The following is a 17,357-nucleotide window of genomic DNA, read 5'->3' as shown; positions in this document are numbered from 1 at the left end:
ATTGTATTAATCTTTATATGTGACAAATCTGAATGGGTATATTTACGTAGGGGACTATTGTCAGGGCTATGATTTAAATGGCGTTAGTTCCGCATGTGTAATATATGCATATGAATGGATATAGATAACCGCATAATATTTTCGTGTGTTAACTAATTACCATATATTTAACATTTAATTAAACAAATGAAAACATAAATCGCAAGTGGAATGAACAATTATTATTCATCAATTTGTCTAAAGTATAGCCGGGTTTTATTTGTTTGTGATAAAACCCGGTTTTTTTCAGGCGCGGCGCGTTGCCAGCCAACAAAGTAGCGAACCCGCGCAGACCATCAGTGCGCCCTGCCAGAAAGATAGCGAAAGCGGTGCACTGAGTAACACAGCAGCCAGTGCAGAAGAGAGCACAGGGGTAAAATAGGATCCTACGGCCATGATGGTCACGTTGCCATGCAAAATGCCAATATTCCACGCCGCATAGGCAAATCCTAACGTTAATGCCGCTGAGAACATTTTAATAGTCACCGAAGTGCTGAAAATCATTTCTGGTTGCGGAGTCATAAAATAGTAAATCCACAAACTTGCGGCTGTTAGTAAAACGAACACGGTGATGCCGTTAAAGCCTTTTGCATATTTATTGGTCACCGTGCAATACGTTGCCCAGATAAAAGCGCCGAGAAAGGCGAGAAAATAGCTCAGCGGACTGCTGGCAACATTGCTGATAATTTCATCAAGGTTAAGACCGTTTTCACCACCCAATACCCAACAAACCCCGGTCAATGCGATAATTAATCCAGGGATTACCAACCAGGTTGTTTTTTGACCATTAAATAAAATAGCAAACAATATTGTCAAACTTGGCCAGAGATAATTGACCATACCGACTTCAATAGCCTGGTGACGAGTAGCCGCATAACCGAGAGCCAGCGCTAAACATATTTCATAGGTAACAAAAAGCACGCTACCAGCGATTAAATAACGCACAGGAATTTTTCTGATATTCGGAAAGCCGACGGTAAATATCAGCAACAGACCACTTAAGGAAAAAATCATTGCTGCGCCGCCCGCAGGACCCAGTCCTTCACTTACCCCACGCATGAGTCCGACCATCGTGCTCCAGAGCACGATGGCAATGAGCCCAATTAACGTTGCCTTTTGTTTTGTCATTCTGATTGTCTGTCCATGGTACTGGCAAAAATTTAAGCTGAAATTTATAGCACTTTTATACCGTAGCGCGCTAATTAATTGCCTTTCCCATACTCCCTTATGGGTACAAGAGTTAAACAAAGTGCACTATTTAGTAGCGGAACCGTTTCGTTATTGATTTGACGCAAAAAAAATATGGATATAGCTGATAGTTTCGTCGCGAAGTTGTACATGGCATCGTTCAGATTGCCGCGCTGGCGCAATTTGAGAGATTTCCTGTACGAACCCCTGCAAAAAAGAGGAAAGCAATGGACGTCAGCCGCAGACAATTTTTTAAAATCTGCGCGGGCGGTATGGCGGGAACAACAGTGGCTGCTTTGGGTTTTGCACCCAAAATGGCACTGGCTCAGGCGCGAAACTATAAGCTGTTACGCGCCAAAGAGATCCGAAACACCTGCACATACTGTTCCGTAGGTTGCGGGCTATTAATGTATAGCCTGGGAGATGGAGCAAAAAACGCCAAAGAGTCGATTTACCATATTGAAGGGGATCCGGATCATCCGGTGAGCCGCGGGGCATTATGTCCTAAGGGCGCTGGATTACTGGATTACGTGCACAGTGAAAACCGTCTGCGTTACCCGGAATATCGCGCCCCTGGTTCCGACAAATGGCAGCGTATCAGCTGGGATGAAGCATTCACCCGTATCGCGAAGCTGATGAAAACTGACCGTGACGCCAACTTTATTGAGAAGAATGAGCAGGGCGTAACGGTAAACCGCTGGCTTTCAACCGGGATGCTGTGTGCATCTGCGGCAAGTAATGAAACCGGTATGCTGACGCAAAAATTTGTGCGCTCACTCGGCATGCTGGCAGTAGACAACCAGGCGCGCGTCTGACACGGACCAACGGTAGCAAGTCTTGCTCCAACATTTGGTCGCGGTGCGATGACCAACCACTGGGTTGATATTAAAAACGCTAACGTCGTGATGGTGATGGGCGGTAACGCCGCTGAAGCACATCCGGTGGGATTCCGCTGGGCGATGGAAGCAAAAAACAACAATGATGCCACGCTGATTGTTGTTGACCCTCGTTTTACACGTACAGCTTCGGTGGCGGATATCTATGCGCCAATTCGTTCCGGCACGGACATTACGTTCCTGTCCGGCGTCTTGCTGTACCTGATTGAAAACAACAAAATCAACGCTGAATACGTTAAGCATTACACCAACGCCAGCCTGCTGGTGCGGGATGACTTTGCTTTCGAAGACGGTCTGTTCAGCGGTTATGACGCAAACAAACGCCAATATGATAAATCGTCCTGGAACTACCAGTTCGATGAAAACGGCTACGCGAAACGCGATGAAACGTTAAGCCATCCTCGCTGTGTCTGGAACCTGCTAAAACAGCACGTTTCCCGCTACACGCCGGATGTGGTGGAAAACATTTGTGGTACGCCGAAAGAAGACTTCCTGAAAGTCTGCGAAGTGCTGGCTTCCACCAGCGCAGCCGATCGCACCACCACGTTCCTGTATGCGTTGGGTTGGACTCAGCATACCGTCGGGGCACAGAACATCCGCACCATGGCGATGATCCAGTTGCTGCTCGGCAACATGGGGATGGCAGGTGGCGGTGTCAACGCCTTGCGCGGTCACTCCAACATTCAAGGGTTAACCGACTTAGGTCTGCTCTCTACCAGCCTGCCGGGCTACCTGACGCTGCCGTCAGAGAAACAGACAGATCTGCAAACCTATCTGGCCGCGAACACGCCAAAAGCGACATTGGCCGATCAGGTTAACTACTGGGGCAACTATCCGAAGTTCTTCGTCAGCTTGATGAAATCTTTCTACGGCAATGCTGCACAGAAAGAAAACGACTGGGGTTTTGAGTGGCTGCCGAAGTGGGATCAGTCCTATGACGTAATCAAATACTTCAACATGATGGATAGCGGAAAAGTCACCGGCTACATCTGTCAGGGCTTTAACCCGGTTGCGTCCTTCCCGGACAAAAACAAAGTGGTGCAGAGCCTCAGCAAACTGAAGTATCTGGTGGTTATCGATCCGCTGGTGACCGAGACCTCAACGTTCTGGCAGAACCACGGTGAGTCAAACGACGTTGATCCTGCGTCGATTCAGACCGAAGTCTTCCGTTTGCCTTCTACCTGCTTTGCGGAAGAGGACGGCTCCATCGCCAACTCCGGCCGTTGGCTGCAGTGGCACTGGAAAGGTCAGGACGCACCGGGCGAAGCCCGCAACGACGGCGAAATTCTGGCCGGTATTTACCACCGTCTGCGAGACATGTATCGCACTGAAGGCGGTAAAGCTGTAGAACCCGTTCTGAAAATGAGCTGGAACTATAAGCAGCCGGACGAACCGCACTCAGAGGAAGTGGCGAAAGAGAACAACGGCTATGCGCTGGAAGATCTCTATGATGCCAACGGTGTACTGGTTGCGAAGAAAGGTCAGTTGCTCAACAGCTTTGCGTTGCTGCGCGATGATGGTTCTACGTCATCATCCTGCTGGATTTATACCGGTAGCTGGACCGAGCAGGGCAACCAGATGGCCAATCGCGATAACGCCGATCCGTCAGGCCTGGGTAATACGCTGGGCTGGGCCTGGGCATGGCCGCTGAATCGTCGCGTGCTGTATAACCGCGCTTCGGCGGATCCACAGGGTAAACCGTGGGATCCAAAACGCATGCTTATCCAGTGGAACGGTACGAAGTGGACGGGTAACGATATCCCGGATTTCAATACCGCGGCACCGGGCAGTGGCACCAATCCATTTATCATGCAGCCGGAAGGGCTGGGGCGTCTGTTTGCTATCGATAAGATGGCGGAAGGTCCGTTCCCGGAACACTACGAGCCGATGGAAACGCCGCTGGGTACTAACCCGCTGCACCCGAATGTGATCTCCAACCCGGCAGCGCGTCTGTACGAGGCGGATAAACTCCGTATGGGCACGAAACAGGACTTCCCGTACGTCGGGACGACCTATCGTCTGACCGAACATTTCCATACCTGGACCAAGCACGCGTTGCTGAATGCGATTGCCCAGCCAGAGCAGTTTGTGGAAATCAGCGAAACGCTGGCGGCAGCGAAAGGGATCAACAACGGCGATCACGTGAAAGTTAGCAGTAAACGTGGATTTATTCGCGCAGTTGCCGTGGTGACCCGTCGTCTGCGTACCCTGAACGTCAACGGTCAGCAGGTTGAAACGGTTGGGATCCCAATCCACTGGGGCTTTGAAGGAGTCGCGCGTAAAGGCTTTATCGCCAACACCCTGACGCCGAATGTCGGTGATGCAAACTCGCAAACGCCGGAATACAAAGCGTTTTTAGTTAACATCGAGAAGGCGTAAGGGAGGCGAACATATGTCTATGGAAACGCAGGACATCATCAAACGGTCCGCAACAAACTCCATCACGCCGCCACCTCAGGCCCGTGATTACAAAGCCGAGGTCGCGAAGCTGATCGACGTTTCCACCTGTATAGGCTGCAAGGCCTGTCAGGTGGCATGCTCAGAGTGGAACGATATCCGCGATGAAGTTGGCCACTGCGTCGGGGTGTATGACAACCCCGCCGATCTCAGCGCCAAGTCCTGGACGGTGATGCGGTTTACCGAAACCGAACAGAACGGCAAGCTGGAATGGCTGATTCGTAAAGACGGCTGTATGCACTGTGAAGATCCGGGCTGCCTGAAGGCATGCCCGTCTGCCGGGGCAATCATCCAGTACGCCAACGGGATTGTCGATTTCCAGTCAGAACACTGTATTGGCTGCGGCTACTGTATTGCCGGGTGTCCATTTAATATTCCGCGCCTCAATAAAGAGGATAACCGCGTGTATAAATGTACGCTGTGTGTCGACCGGGTCAGCGTCGGGCAGGAACCTGCCTGCGTGAAGACCTGTCCGACCGGGGCAATACATTTCGGCACCAAGCAGGAAATGCTGGAAATGGGCGAACAGCGTGTGGCAAAACTGAAAGCACGCGGTTTCGAACACGCCGGTCTCTACAACCCGGAAGGTGTGGGTGGTACGCACGTTATGTACGTTCTGCATCATGCCAACCAGCCGGAGCTGTATCACGGCCTGCCGAAAGATCCGCAGATCGATACCTCTATCAATCTGTGGAAAGGGGCGCTGAAACCGCTGGCCGCTGCCGGATTTATCGCCACCTTCGCCGGGCTGATTTACCACTACATTGGTATCGGTCCGAATAAGGAAGTGGACGACGACGAGGAGGAACATCATGAGTAAGTCGAAAATGATTGTGCGCACGAAGTTTATCGACCGCGCCTGTCACTGGACGGTGGTGATCTGCTTCTTCCTGGTGGCGCTGTCGGGGATTTCGTTCTTCTTCCCGACTCTGCAATGGCTGACGCAAACCTTCGGTACGCCGCAGATGGGACGCATTTTGCACCCGTTCTTCGGCATACTGATCTTCGTCGCGCTAATGTTCATGTTTGTGCGCTTTGTGCACCACAACATCCCGGATAAAAAAGATATTCCGTGGCTGAAAAACATTGTGGAAGTGCTGAAAGGCAATGAACACAAAGTGGCGGATGTGGGCAAGTACAACGCCGGGCAGAAAATGATGTTCTGGTCGATCATGAGCATGATTTTCGTGCTGCTGATTACCGGTATTATTATCTGGCGTCCATACTTTGCACAGTTCTTCCCAATGCAGGTCGTGCGCTATAGCCTGCTGATCCATGCGGCGGCGGGGATTATCCTGATGCACGCCATCCTCATCCATATGTATATGGCATTCTGGGTGAAAGGTTCGATTAAAGGCATGGTTGAAGGGAAGGTGAGCCGTCGCTGGGCGAAGAAACATCACCCACGTTGGTATCGCGAAGTTGAAAGACAAGAAGCGAAAAAAGAGAGCGAGGAAGGGGTTAACTAATCCCTGATGTTCCCTCTACGCAATGGCGCTACATCGGTAGCGCCATTTTTTTGCCAAAAAAACGTCATGTTTCTGTCATCTGCTGAACGTAAGGTGTTGTCTTTCCAATAATAGAAGAGTTAAAAGACAATGCATCTGGTGAAAAAACTACTCGCAATCAGCGTGTTTCTTTGTGCTTCAGCTCAGGCGCAGAACATCCTCGAATTTCCTCAGCCGGAGAATAACCCGGAAGAGTTTTATGCCGTAACCGAAATCCCGGCAGGTGGAATGATTAAATATGAAACCGACGCCAAAACCGGGTTTATCGTTGCCGATCGCTTCCAGTCAATGCCGGTTGCCTATCCCGCCAACTACGGTTCACTAACCCAGTCTTTAGCCGGTGACGGCGACCCGCTGGATGTTATCTTTTATACTCGTGCGCCGCTGGCCCCGGGGACGTTGATTAAGCTGCGCGCAATAGGCGTCCTGAAGATGATCGACGGCGGTGAAAAGGACGACAAAATTGTCGCCGTGCCGGCCAGTAAAATTGACCCCACTTATGACAACATCAAAGAATTGAGCGATCTGCCCAAGATTGAAGTTCAACGTCTGGAATCTTTCTTCCGCGTGTACAAAGATCTGCCGGAAGGGCGCAAGAAGGTCGAATTAAACGGTTTCAACGACGCCGCTACGGCAAAGCAAGAGATCAAACAGGCCTGGGATGACTGGAAAGAGAAAAAACCGCAGCAATAAATGGTATGCCGGATAGCAAAAGTTTATCCGGCATTTACTTTTATCACTGTACTGCCAGCTTACGCAGGCGTGAAATATCCACGCTTTTTTGGGCCTCTGCCAGACTCCAGGTAGTTTGCAGGTTTAACCACATTTCGGGTGAGCTGCCAATCACCACAGAGAGTTTAATCGCCATCTCAGGCGTTAGGGCTGCTTTCCCGGTTAATAGTCGACTTGCCGTTGAAGGTGCAATCTCCATAGCTCTGGCAAACTCGCGCAGGCTGACATTGAGTTCTTCCAGCGCTTCCTGAATGATATCCCCAGGACGGGGATGATTTGCCATCTTCATCAATGATAGTCCTCGTAGTCCAGTATGTACGCGTCGCCATTGACGAATTCAAACGTAATACGCCAGTTACCTGAAACAGCTATTGCCCATATGCCATCACGATCACCTACCAGAGGATGTAGCTTATAACCGGGCATATTGATATCTGTAACCTTGCTTGCCGCATCAATAACGGCAAGCCTGTGTCGTAATCGTCGGACATGTTTCGCCATAACGCCTGATGTTCTTCCATGAAGAAACAAATCTCGCAATCCCTTGTGTCTGAAGTTCATGATCATCCGTATCATCCTTGTTCCTTCAAGAGGAACACTACCATTAATGTTCCGTGAAGCGCAACGCCAAGATTGCGATTTTTAAAATTGTGCGGCGAATGCGCTAAAAGAAAAAGGGAGAAGGGGAATATCTGGAAAGCGTCACGCAAGAATTGCCGGATGGCAGGCCTAAACGCGCATTTTGCTGGTGTAGGCCGGATAAGCTTGCGCCATCCGGCAATAAAGATTACTTCAGTTGTGAGTTCAGACGCTCAATCTCTTTACGCCATTGCGCCTGTAACAGCGGTTTTTGATGTTTCGGCTTGCGGGCGAGATCGTCGGCCAGACGCTGTTCCAGATCGAGGAGTTGTTCCAGCAATCCATAGCTGTCACAGCTTATTTCAACTTTCGCTTCGACCACCGTTTTGGGAACGGTTATCTCCGCGGACGTTTCCCGAATACGCGCATTGACCGCCTCCAGATCGTGCCATTCACTGAGTTCGCCATTGTCGATTAACCAGAACCGGTTACAGCTTTGGCTGATAAGCTGCCGGTCGTGACTGACCAGCAACACGCCGCCGTTATAGCTTTGTAGCGTTTCTGCCAGCGCCTCTTTACCTTCCATATCCAGATGGTTGGTCGGTTCATCGAGCATCAGCAGACTGTAGCGCGCAAGCGTCAGCCCCACAAACAGCAGCCGGGAGCGCTCACCGCCGCTTAATGTACTGACCCTCTGCGTATGACGAATCCACGGAAAACCCGCGCTAATCAGCGCCATCTTGCGAATCTCTGGCTGCGGGGCAAACGCTTCCAGCGCGTCAAACAATGAATCGTTATCGGCAAGCTGATGCAGCGTCTGATCGTAATAGCCCAGCGTAACGCGCGGGTGTAACACCAGTGAAGGCGATGCCAGCTGTGATTGAAACTGTTGCCAGATAAGCCTTAACAGCGATGATTTCCCACAACCGTTACGCCCGACAATCGCCACGCGATCGCCGCTTTTTAACCGAATACCGGCAATGGAAAACAGTGTATCTGCGTCGGGAGCAGGGGCTACAGACAGATTGGTCATCTCCAGCAAACGATCTGCACGCAGGGAATCACCCTGCAATGTTAGTGTCCACTGACTTCCTGCCGTCACTTCTGTCTGCACCTCTTTCAGGCGCTGCACCTGTTTTTCCATCTGCTTGGCCTTGCGGGAGAGATCTTCGTTGTCGTAGATCCGCCCCCAGGTTGCCAGCCGTTTGCCGCTGGCGGTAACCCGGTCTATCTCTTTTTGCTCAGCCTTGTGGCGCAGAGCATCGCTGACGTCTCTTTCTGCCAGCGCCTGACGTGCCGCGCTGCAGGGTAGATCAAAGGCATGGAGAGTGCGATCGCGTAGGATCCACGTTCCGTGAGTCACCGCGTCCAGCAACTGCGGGTCGTGGGAAACCACCACAAAACTGCCAGACCAGTTCTGTAAGAACTGCTCCAGCCACAGTAATGTTGGCAAATCCAGATGATTACCCGGTTCATCCAGCAGCAGCAGGTCAGGATTACGCATCAATGCCCGCGCTAATAGCAAGCGTGTGTGCTGGCCACCGCTCAACGTTTGCGCTGTCAGAGATAAATTCTCTGGCGTGAAACCCATTTCGGCAAGCAGCGCTTCAACTCGCCATTGTTGACCCGCACGCTCATGCTCAGGAAGTTGAGCGAGAACGGCTTCCTGCAGCGTAAGAGGCAATATATCGTCAGGTAGATGTTGTTCTACACGCGCGAGATGGCAGTGATTCGCTTGCGCGATTGCTCCACTGGTGGGCGAAATCGTGCCATCGAGCAGTTTTAACAGCGTGCTTTTGCCGCAGCCGTTGTAACCGATAAGCCCGATGCGGTCGCCTTTTTTCAGGGTAAAGGAAAGATCGTCGAATAGCGTGCCGAATGCCGTATCAACGTGTAAGGATTGTGCGGTTAGTAATGTGCTCATTGTTGCTTACTCAAGAGTTACAGGCGTGAAAACGCCTCGTCAAACATCGCTGACGATAACCCGGTAAGCCCGAGAGAAGGGGGTTTAGAAGTTAGCTTCGCTCAAGCAGAAGTTATCGCAGCACGATACCGATAACGCTTGAGCACTGGCGATCGCCAAAAGCATGTGAAACGATAAAACGTTCACAGTACAGCATAAGTATCCTCCTTTTGTTTTTCAGAGTGTTGATCGGTAGCGAAAGTGTAATCGCAAATTACACTTTCGCGCAAACTTTGCACGCCCGGCAGCAATGTGCCGCCGGGCAAACCGTCAGATAGAAGTACGACGGTAATCGCGATATTCCGCCTGCCAGAAATTATCGTCAATAGCCTGTTGCAGCGCTTCGGCGGAGGTTTTCACTGCCACACCTTGCTGCTGGGCCATTTTACCGACGGCAAAGGCAATGGCACGAGAAACCGTCTGAATATCTTTCAGTTCCGGTAGCACCAGTCCTTCACCGTTGAGCACCAGCGGTGAATACTGTGCCAGCGTTTCACTGGCCGACATCAGCATTTCATCAGTGATGCGCGACGCGCCAGAAGCAATCACGCCAAGGCCAATACCCGGGAAGATGTACGCGTTATTACACTGGGCGATCGGGTAAGTTTTCTCTTTCCACACTACCGGTGCAAACGGGCTACCGGTCGCAACCAGCGCGTTGCCTTCGGTCCAGGCGATAATATCCTGCGGCGTGGCTTCTACACGAGAAGTCGGGTTAGACAGCGGCATGACGATCGGACGCGGACAATGCTTGTGCATTTCGCGAATGATCTCTTCGGTAAACAGACCAACCTGTCCGGAAACCCCGATCAGGATGTCAGGTTTAACGTTGCGGACCACATCGAGCAACGACAGGACATCTTCTTGTGTATCCCAGTGCTGCAGATTTTCGCGTTTTTGCACCAGTTTGGTCTGGAAGGAGAGCAGGTTCGGCATTTTGTCGGTTAACAGGCCGAAGCGATCGACCATGAATACGCGTTGACGCGCCGCTTCTTCGCTTAAACCTTCTCGCTGGATTTGCGCAATGATCTGCTCGGCGATCCCGCATCCGGCGGAACCCGCGCCGAGGAAGACGATGTTTTGTTCGCTCAGCTGGCTTCCGGCCGCGCGGCTAGCCGCAATCAGCGTACCGACGGTAACCGCCGCGGTGCCCTGAATATCGTCGTTAAATGAGCAAATTTCATCGCGATAACGGGTCAGCAGTGGCATAGCGTTTTTCTGGGCGAAATCTTCAAACTGCAACAGCACGTCCGGCCAGCGATGCTTCACGGCCTGGATGAATTCATCAACGAATTCGTAGTATTCATCATCAGTGATACGCGGATTGCGCCAGCCCATATACAGCGGATCGTTCAGCAGTTGCTGGTTGTTGGTCCCCACGTCCAGTACCACCGGAAGTGTATAGGCCGGGCTAATTCCGCCACATGCGGTATACAGCGACAGTTTACCAATTGGAATGCCCATCCCGCCGATCCCCTGATCGCCAAGACCTAAAATACGTTCGCCATCGGTGACAACGATGACCTTGATATTGTGGTTAGGGACGTTTTGCAGGATATCGTCCATATTGTGGCGGTTCTGATAAGAGATAAACACGCCGCGCGCACGACGATAAATCTCAGAGAAACGCTCACAGGCTGCGCCGACCGTTGGGGTATAGATAACTGGCATCATCTCATCCAGGTGATTATGCACCAGTCGATAAAACAGGGTTTCGTTGGTGTCCTGGATGTTGCGCAGGTAAATATGTTTGTCGATTTCGGTTTTGAAGCCCTGATATTGGATCCAGGCGCGTTCAGCCTGTTCTTCAATCGTTTCGACGACTTCCGGCAGTAACCCCAGCAGGTTGAAGTTACGGCGTTCTTCCACACTGAAGGCGCTCCCTTTATTCAGTAAAGGGAACTCCAGCAGTACCGGGCCAGCGTAAGGGATGTAAAGGGAACGCAGTTTTTTAGTTTCGTTTTCCATGTCACTCACTCTTTTTTGAATAACCGTCCCTGGCGCTCTTTATGATCGTATGTGGCCTGTCCGCCAGGGAAACGGGCGAAGTATAAAGCATTGTGAATGGGTTAAGGGGTTTTATAAGCAAAAACACCACTGCGGTTGCAATGGTGTTTATCTCGTTACTCAGTCAGACGTGCGAAAGGCTACTTGCCGTCAGCGCGGCGCTTTCTTCCAGTAGGATTGTTGACCACGTTGGTTTTGTCACCTTCGGTCACGATTTTACGTTGATTTGAGATTTTGTGGTCCAGTCCGAGAATATGACGGGCCTGACGGTTCGATTTCATTCTAACTCCTTAATCCTGTTACTGGTTTCAAGGGCGAGCCCGTATGAGAACGGACGAAATACAACCTGATATAAAGCCGATGTTCAACATAACGGCTTTCTGGATGGTCGGTCATTTTATCTGAAAGGTCAATGCTTAAGCGGCAAATGAGAACTATCCCGTATGTAACATGCTTTTTCCCGGGCGTCCTATACTAGTAACTCCGACGACAACACAGGAGAGCGGTAATGACTATCCATAAGAAAGGTCAGGCACACTGGGAAGGCGACATTAAGCGCGGCAAAGGCACTGTGTCGACCGAAAGTGGCGTGTTAAATCAGCAACCGTATGGGTTTAATACACGATTTGAAGGTGAGAAAGGCACCAATCCTGAAGAGTTGATTGGCGCGGCCCATGCAGCCTGCTTCTCGATGGCGCTTTCACTGATGCTGGGCGAAGCAGGGTTTACCCCAGATGCCATTGATACCACTGCCGATGTTTCTCTGGATAAGGTAGATGCCGGGTTTGCGATCACTAAAGTCGCGTTGCATAGTCAGGTGAGCGTGCCGGGGATAGACGCCGCCACGTTTGACGGCATCATCCAGAAAGCAAAAGCCGGATGCCCGGTATCTCAGGTTCTGAAAGCGGAAATAACGCTGGATTACAAACTGAAGTCTTAATAAAGTCGTGCCGGATGTGACCAGTTCTTATCCGGCACCTGATGATGTTATTGCGCTACCCAACCGCCATCCATATTCCACGCTACGCCACGCACTTGCGCCGCACCGTCTGAACATAAGAATAACGCGAGATTCCCTAACTGCTCTGGGGTAACGAATTCGCGCGACGGCTGCTTTTCAGCCAGCAAGGCGTCACGGGCTGCCTCAGGCTCTGCGCCTTCGGCAATACGTTTATCGATCTGCTGCTGGACCAGCGGCGTTAGCACCCAGCCGGGACACAGCGCATTGCAGGTGATTTCCGTCTGCGCGGTTTCCAGCGCGATGGTCTTGGTTAATCCCACCACACCGTGCTTCGCTGCTACGTAGGCAGATTTCTCTTTTGAAGCCACCAGGCCGTGAACAGAAGCGATATTAATGATGCGCCCCCAGTTTCGCGCGCGCATACCGGGAAGCGCCAGACGCGTGGTGTGAAAAACGGAGGAGAGGTTAATCGCGATAATCGCGTTCCATTTATCAACCGGGAAGGTTTCTATCGGTGAAACATGCTGGATCCCGGCGTTATTGATAAGAATATCCACACCGCCGAATTCGCTCTCTGCATAGCGCATCATGTCGGCAATTTGCGCTTCATCGCTCAGCTCCGCGCCATGATAGCCTGGCGTTTTGCCATACTGCGCAACAGCGTCTTTGGCAGCATCAACATCACCAAACCCGTTGAGGATCAGAGTGGCGCCAGCTTGCGCCAGCACCTGTGCGATACCTAATCCGATACCACTGGTCGAGCCGGTAACCAGGGCGGTTTTTCCCGTTAAGTTCATGATGATTCTCCTTAAACAATTCCGGTGGTGTAGAAGACGCCGATGACAAACAGTACGGCCAGACTTTTAATGATGGTAATAGCGAAAATTCCGCCATACGCCTGACGATGACTAAGGCCGGTGATAGCCAATAAGGTAATGACCGCGCCGTTATGCGGTAGGGTGTCCATACCGCCGCTGGCCATAGATGCCACGCGGTGGAAGACTTCAAGTGGGATATTGGCGGCATGTGCGGCAGCGATGAAAGTGTCAGACATGGCGGCAAGCGCAATACTCATCCCGCCAGACGCCGAACCGGTGATCCCGGCAAGCGTGGTAATGCTGATAGCCTCATTGAGCAGCGGGTCAGGAATAGCCGCCAGCGCTTTTGACAGCACAAGGAAGCCCGGCAGGGCGGCGATCACTGCGCCAAAACCGTACTCTGACGCGGTGTTCATCGCCGCGAGGATCGCGCCACCAACCGCCGTTCTGCTGCCTTCCGCCAGGCGACCTTTAATGTTGCGGTAGCCGAAGAGCACCACCAGCAGGATCCCAGAAATCAGCGCCGCTTCCACTGCCCAGATAGCGGTGATTTTACCGACTTCGGTGGTAATCGGTTTGGCAAGACCCGGAAGTTCAAGTTGATGCGTGGCGCCGTACCACTGTGGGATCCAGCGGGTAAACAGCAGGTTAAATACCCCAACCAGGATCAGCGGAGAGATCGCGATGATCGGGTTCGGCAGATTAATATTATCCGGCGTTTCCGGCTCGTTTAACAGTTCAGTGCCATAGCCTTCATTCTTTACCTGCGCTTTACGACGCTGACGTTCGAGATAAACCAGACCGACGAAAATAATAAACAGCGAGCCTATCAGCCCCAGCCACGGCGCGGCCCAGGCGTTAGTCCCAAAGAAGCTGGTCGGAATAATGTTCTGGATCTGCGGCGTGCCTGGCAGAGCGTCCATCGTGAAGGAGAACGCGCCCAGCGCAACGGTGGCCGGGATCAGGCGCTTAGGAATATTACTCTGGCGGAACAGCTCCGCCGCAAATGGATACACCGCAAACGCCACGACGAACAGCGAAACCCCGCCGTAGGTTAACAGCGCACACACCAGCACGATCACCGGGATGGCGTGACGACGACCGAGGATGTTGATAGCGGCGGCAACAATGGAACGTGAAAATCCAGATAACTCGATTAACTTGCCAAACACTGCACCCAGCAAGAACACCGGGAAGTAAAGCTTCACAAAACCGACCATTTTTTCCATAAACAGGCCGGTGAAAGCAGGGCCGACGGCGCTGGGTTCAGTGAGTAATACAGCACCTAATGCCGCGATGGGGGCAAACAGGATGACGCTATATCCGCGATAGGCTGCAAGCATCAGCAGGCCCAGCGCTGCCAGGGCGATTAATACACTCATCATGACTCCTTATTATTATATTGGGGTACAGAAAGAGACGTTATGGTTTCAGGGCAAAACGCAGTTGATGCTCTCTGCGTTGCTGGATGTAATCCTTGCGCGAATCATCCCAGCGATAAAATCCCTGACCGCTGCGTAAACCGGTATCACCGTTGGCTACCTTGTCAGCGACCAGCGACATCATCTCGCTGCCGGTTGCCAGTTCCGGGAGCAGATGCCGACAAATATCCTGCACCGTAGAGAGTCCGGTCATATCTGCCGCTTCCAGCGGACCAACCATCGCATAGCGACGTCCGAGCGAGGCGCGCATGACCTGATCCACCACCTCTGCGCTGGCGATGCCGCTTTTAACGATATGAAGCGCTTCACGAAGCAAAGCAAACTGCAGTCGATTGCCGACAAACCCTGGTGCGGCGCGATCGAGCACGACGGCTTCCAGTTGCATCGAGAGCAGCAACTGTTGCAGCTCACGCAGGTATTCCGCTTTGGTGGCGGTGCCGGGGACAATTTCGACCAGCGGAATAAAATGTGGCGGGTGCCAGAAATGGGCGATGAGCAGCCGCTCAGGATGGACAAGCTTTTCTGCCAACGCATCCGGCGGCAGGCCGCTGGTATTACTGGCAATGACGGCCTCAGGCGCGATCAGATCTTCCAGTTGCGCATACAACGCGTGCTTGAGCTCGAGCCGCTCCGGGATCGCTTCAATCAGTAACCCGCACGCAGCAATCTCCGGTAGCGAAGTCGTACCGTGCAGACGACTCACAACCTGGTCTTTTTCGTCTACGGCAAACTGTTCGGCGGTAATCAGCTCATCCAGAATACCGCTGGCAACGGCGCTAATTTCTGCAATTCGGCTGCTATCGGTGTCGTACAGCCAGACATCGTGACCATAACGGGCGAAGTGGGTGGCAATACCGACCCCCATTAACCCCGCCCCCAGAACGCAGACAGGCTTACTTTGCATGAGAGACCTCCTGCAAACGCTCTACCGCCAGCGCTACGCCCTGACCGCCGCCTACGCACAGCGTAGCCAGCCCTCTGGTCGCGTTACTGCGGGCCATTTCGTGCAGCAGTGTCACCAGGATTCGGCAACCAGATGCGCCGATGGGATGGCCCAGTGCAATCGCGCCGCCATTTACGTTCACCCGGTCGCTGTCCCAGTTCAGGGATTCGCCAACCGCCAGCGCTTGTGCGGCAAAGGCTTCGTTGGCCTCAATGAGATCGACATCATTCAACGTCCAGCCCGCTCGCTTCAGGCACTGGAGTGACGCTTCTACCGGCCCAATGCCCATAATGGCGGGATCGACACCAGAAACCGCGTAGCCTGATACCCGGGCAAGCACTGGCAAATTGAGTTCTGCGGCTTTGCCGGCGCTCATCAACATCACCGCGGCGGCACCATCATTGATGGATGATGCATTTCCGGCGGTCACCGTGCCGTTTCCTGGCCGAAATGCTGGTTTAAGTTGCGCCAGCTTGTCGGCCTGAGTATCCGGGCGAGGCTGTTCGTCACGGTCCACCACACGTGGCGGCTTTTTGCCTTGTGGGACGCTAACCGGCGTGATTTCCGCGCTAAAACGACCCGCTTCAATGGCAGCGGCGGCTTTTTGCTGGGAGCGCAGGGCAAAAGCGTCCTGCTGCTCACGACTGATTACGAACTTATCCGCCAGATTTTCGGCAGTAATACCCATGTGATAGTCGTTGAACGCATCCCACAGGCCGTCATGGACCACGCTGTCTTTCATACTGGCATGACCCAAACGCAGGCCGTCCCGCGCGCCGTCGAGAAAATAGGGCGCATTGCTCATGCTCTCCTGGCCTCCGGCAATCACGATTTGCGCATCGCCACAGCGAATTGCCTGTACCGCCTGATGCACCGCCTTCAGGCCAGAACCGCACACCAGATTAATAGTTAACGCCGGTGTGGTTGACGGCAGTCCTGCGCGTAACGCCGTTTGTCTGGCCGGATTCTGGCCACAGCCTGTCGTGAGCACCTGACCTAAAATCACTTCATCAATTTGTTCAGGCGCCACAGCCGTTTTTTCCAGCAGCGAACGAACTACCGCTGTTCCTAACTCCACGGCGGAAAGTGGTGCCAGCGCACCATGAAAACTGCCAATCGGGGTGCGCGTTGCCGCGACAATTACAACATCCTGCATGGTCAGCTCCTCAGTTAAATTGCATTTCGGGGACAGTTTCGGGCACGATCAGCTTGCCGGCGGTTCTGGCGACGATTTCATCCACACTGATACCCGGGGCGCGTTCACGCAGAATGAACGCCCCGTCGGCAATTTCCAGCAGAGCCAGGTCGGTCAGCACGCGTTTGATGCAGGCCACGCCGGTCAACGGCAGGGTGCAGGCGGGAAGCAGTTTGGACTCACCGCTTTTGGAAGCATGGGTCATTACCACGATGATGTTGTCGGCTCCGGCAACCAGGTCCATCGCGCCGCCCATGCCTTTCACCATTTTCCCGGGGATCATCCATGAGGCGATATTGCCGTTAACATCTACTTCAAACGCACCGAGCACCGTCAGATCAACGTGGCCGCCGCGGATCATGGCGAAGGATTGCGCAGAGTCGAAAATCGCCGCGCCTTTGCGCGCCGTCACGGTCTGTTTCCCGGCGTTAATCATGTCGGCATCAATTTCGTCTTCTGTGGGAAACGGCCCCATACCCAGCAAACCGTTCTCTGATTGCAGCATCACGTCCATGCCATCAGGGATATAATTTGCCACCAGAGTGGGAATGCCGATTCCAAGGTTGACGTAATAACCGTCGCGCAGCTCGCGGGCGACGCGCATCGCCATTTGTTCACGCGTTAACATG

At 52.7% G+C, this 17,357-nt stretch carries 16 protein-coding genes; 5 read left to right on the top strand and 11 right to left on the bottom strand.

The genetic code is table 11. From position 1 onward, the window contains the following. Positions 1-285 precede the first annotated feature (285 nt). Complete coding sequence (yddG, locus tag G4551_RS11785; protein WP_003020082.1) at positions 286-1,167, bottom strand: aromatic amino acid efflux DMT transporter YddG; 882 nt, start codon at positions 1,165-1,167, stop codon at positions 286-288. A 287-nt stretch (positions 1,168-1,454) separates the two neighbouring features. On the opposite strand from yddG, the gene fdnG reads away from it, so the two are divergent. From fdnG to G4551_RS11765, 4 genes are all read left to right on the top strand, one after another. Then, positions 1,455-4,502, top strand: a complete 3,048-nt coding sequence (fdnG, locus tag G4551_RS11780) for a formate dehydrogenase-N subunit alpha (protein ID WP_096890184.1) — start codon at positions 1,455-1,457, stop codon at positions 4,500-4,502. A 13-nt stretch (positions 4,503-4,515) separates the two neighbouring features. After that, on the top strand, positions 4,516-5,400 hold the full coding sequence (gene fdnH / locus G4551_RS11775) for a formate dehydrogenase N subunit beta (protein ID WP_003836226.1): 885 nt from the start codon (positions 4,516-4,518) through the stop codon (positions 5,398-5,400). Beyond that, complete coding sequence (gene fdnI / locus G4551_RS11770; RefSeq protein ID WP_003020054.1) at positions 5,393-6,049, top strand: formate dehydrogenase-N subunit gamma; 657 nt, start codon at positions 5,393-5,395, stop codon at positions 6,047-6,049. The genes fdnH and fdnI overlap by 8 nt, the downstream gene beginning before the upstream one ends. A 129-nt stretch (positions 6,050-6,178) precedes the next feature. Then, entirely contained in the window at positions 6,179-6,781 is a 603-nt protein-coding gene (locus G4551_RS11765; protein ID WP_003836229.1) for an inorganic diphosphatase, read from the top strand. 43 nt (positions 6,782-6,824) lie between these two features. On the opposite strand, the gene G4551_RS11760 is transcribed toward G4551_RS11765, so the two are convergent. The 5 genes from G4551_RS11760 to sra form a co-directional block, all read right to left on the bottom strand. Then, positions 6,825-7,109, bottom strand: coding sequence for a HigA family addiction module antitoxin (locus G4551_RS11760; protein WP_003836231.1), 285 nt, complete (start codon positions 7,107-7,109; stop codon positions 6,825-6,827). Next, positions 7,109-7,387, bottom strand: coding sequence for a type II toxin-antitoxin system RelE/ParE family toxin (locus G4551_RS11755; RefSeq protein ID WP_003836234.1), 279 nt, complete (start codon positions 7,385-7,387; stop codon positions 7,109-7,111). The genes G4551_RS11760 and G4551_RS11755 overlap by 1 nt, the downstream gene beginning before the upstream one ends. Before the next feature lie 220 nt (positions 7,388-7,607). Further along, complete coding sequence (locus tag G4551_RS11750; protein ID WP_003836236.1) at positions 7,608-9,323, bottom strand: ABC-F family ATP-binding cassette domain-containing protein; 1,716 nt, start codon at positions 9,321-9,323, stop codon at positions 7,608-7,610. Positions 9,324-9,632: 309 nt separating this feature from the next. After that, positions 9,633-11,330 (bottom strand): malate dehydrogenase, encoded by a 1,698-nt coding sequence (gene maeA / locus G4551_RS11745; RefSeq protein ID WP_003836239.1) that lies wholly within the window; start codon positions 11,328-11,330, stop codon positions 9,633-9,635. Between the two features lie 179 nt (positions 11,331-11,509). Then, positions 11,510-11,650: a stationary-phase-induced ribosome-associated protein gene (sra, locus tag G4551_RS11740; RefSeq protein ID WP_003020039.1), complete on the bottom strand. Its 141-nt coding sequence runs from the start codon at positions 11,648-11,650 to the stop codon at positions 11,510-11,512. A gap of 227 nt (positions 11,651-11,877) precedes the next feature. On the opposite strand from sra, the gene osmC reads away from it, so the two are divergent. Then, positions 11,878-12,309: a peroxiredoxin OsmC gene (gene osmC / locus G4551_RS11735; protein WP_003020036.1), complete on the top strand. Its 432-nt coding sequence runs from the start codon at positions 11,878-11,880 to the stop codon at positions 12,307-12,309. Positions 12,310-12,356: 47 nt separating this feature from the next. Here the strand turns inward: osmC and G4551_RS11730 are convergent, their stop codons facing one another. From G4551_RS11730 to G4551_RS11710, 5 genes are read right to left on the bottom strand one after another with little or no spacing between them, the layout of a single operon-like run. Next, a complete protein-coding gene (locus G4551_RS11730) occupies positions 12,357-13,127 on the bottom strand; it encodes a 3-hydroxybutyrate dehydrogenase (protein WP_003836244.1) in 771 nt (256 codons plus the stop codon). A gap of 11 nt (positions 13,128-13,138) precedes the next feature. Further along, positions 13,139-14,533: a GntP family permease gene (locus G4551_RS11725; protein ID WP_197027407.1), complete on the bottom strand. Its 1,395-nt coding sequence runs from the start codon at positions 14,531-14,533 to the stop codon at positions 13,139-13,141. Between the two features lie 37 nt (positions 14,534-14,570). Continuing rightward, positions 14,571-15,494, bottom strand: a complete 924-nt coding sequence (locus G4551_RS11720) for a 3-hydroxyacyl-CoA dehydrogenase family protein (protein WP_003836246.1) — start codon at positions 15,492-15,494, stop codon at positions 14,571-14,573. Further along, entirely contained in the window at positions 15,484-16,689 is a 1,206-nt protein-coding gene (locus G4551_RS11715) for an acetyl-CoA C-acetyltransferase (RefSeq protein WP_003836248.1), read from the bottom strand. Before G4551_RS11715 ends, G4551_RS11720 begins: the two co-directional genes overlap by 11 nt. Before the next feature lie 10 nt (positions 16,690-16,699). Then, the gene (locus G4551_RS11710; protein WP_003020022.1) at positions 16,700-17,356 is read right to left on the bottom strand and encodes a CoA transferase subunit B; all 657 of its coding nucleotides are present in this window, start codon (positions 17,354-17,356) and stop codon (positions 16,700-16,702) included. Between the last annotated feature and the right edge of the window lies 1 nt (position 17,357).

Source organism: Citrobacter freundii ATCC 8090 = MTCC 1658 = NBRC 12681 (assembly GCF_011064845.1).
Classification (GTDB): Bacteria; Pseudomonadota; Gammaproteobacteria; order Enterobacterales; family Enterobacteriaceae; genus Citrobacter; species Citrobacter freundii.
This window is presented reverse-complemented; position numbering and strand designations above follow the sequence as displayed.

Coding starts and splice junctions, on each gene's coding strand:
- G4551_RS11715 (WP_003836248.1), bottom strand. CDS start 16,689: ATGCAGGATGTTGTAATTGTCGCGGCAACGCGCACCCCGATTGGCAGT.
- fdnH (WP_003836226.1), top strand. CDS start 4,516: ATGTCTATGGAAACGCAGGACATCATCAAACGGTCCGCAACAAACTCC.
- G4551_RS11750 (WP_003836236.1), bottom strand. CDS start 9,323: ATGAGCACATTACTAACCGCACAATCCTTACACGTTGATACGGCATTC.
- G4551_RS11755 (WP_003836234.1), bottom strand. CDS start 7,387: ATGATCATGAACTTCAGACACAAGGGATTGCGAGATTTGTTTCTTCAT.
- G4551_RS11730 (WP_003836244.1), bottom strand. CDS start 13,127: ATGAACTTAACGGGAAAAACCGCCCTGGTTACCGGCTCGACCAGTGGT.
- sra (WP_003020039.1), bottom strand. CDS start 11,650: ATGAAATCGAACCGTCAGGCCCGTCATATTCTCGGACTGGACCACAAA.
- osmC (WP_003020036.1), top strand. CDS start 11,878: ATGACTATCCATAAGAAAGGTCAGGCACACTGGGAAGGCGACATTAAG.
- G4551_RS11710 (WP_003020022.1), bottom strand. CDS start 17,356: ATGTTAACGCGTGAACAAATGGCGATGCGCGTCGCCCGCGAGCTGCGC.
- G4551_RS11720 (WP_003836246.1), bottom strand. CDS start 15,494: ATGCAAAGTAAGCCTGTCTGCGTTCTGGGGGCGGGGTTAATGGGGGTC.
- yddG (WP_003020082.1), bottom strand. CDS start 1,167: ATGACAAAACAAAAGGCAACGTTAATTGGGCTCATTGCCATCGTGCTC.
- maeA (WP_003836239.1), bottom strand. CDS start 11,330: ATGGAAAACGAAACTAAAAAACTGCGTTCCCTTTACATCCCTTACGCT.
- fdnI (WP_003020054.1), top strand. CDS start 5,393: ATGAGTAAGTCGAAAATGATTGTGCGCACGAAGTTTATCGACCGCGCC.
- G4551_RS11725 (WP_197027407.1), bottom strand. CDS start 14,533: ATGATGAGTGTATTAATCGCCCTGGCAGCGCTGGGCCTGCTGATGCTT.
- G4551_RS11765 (WP_003836229.1), top strand. CDS start 6,179: ATGCATCTGGTGAAAAAACTACTCGCAATCAGCGTGTTTCTTTGTGCT.
- G4551_RS11760 (WP_003836231.1), bottom strand. CDS start 7,109: ATGAAGATGGCAAATCATCCCCGTCCTGGGGATATCATTCAGGAAGCG.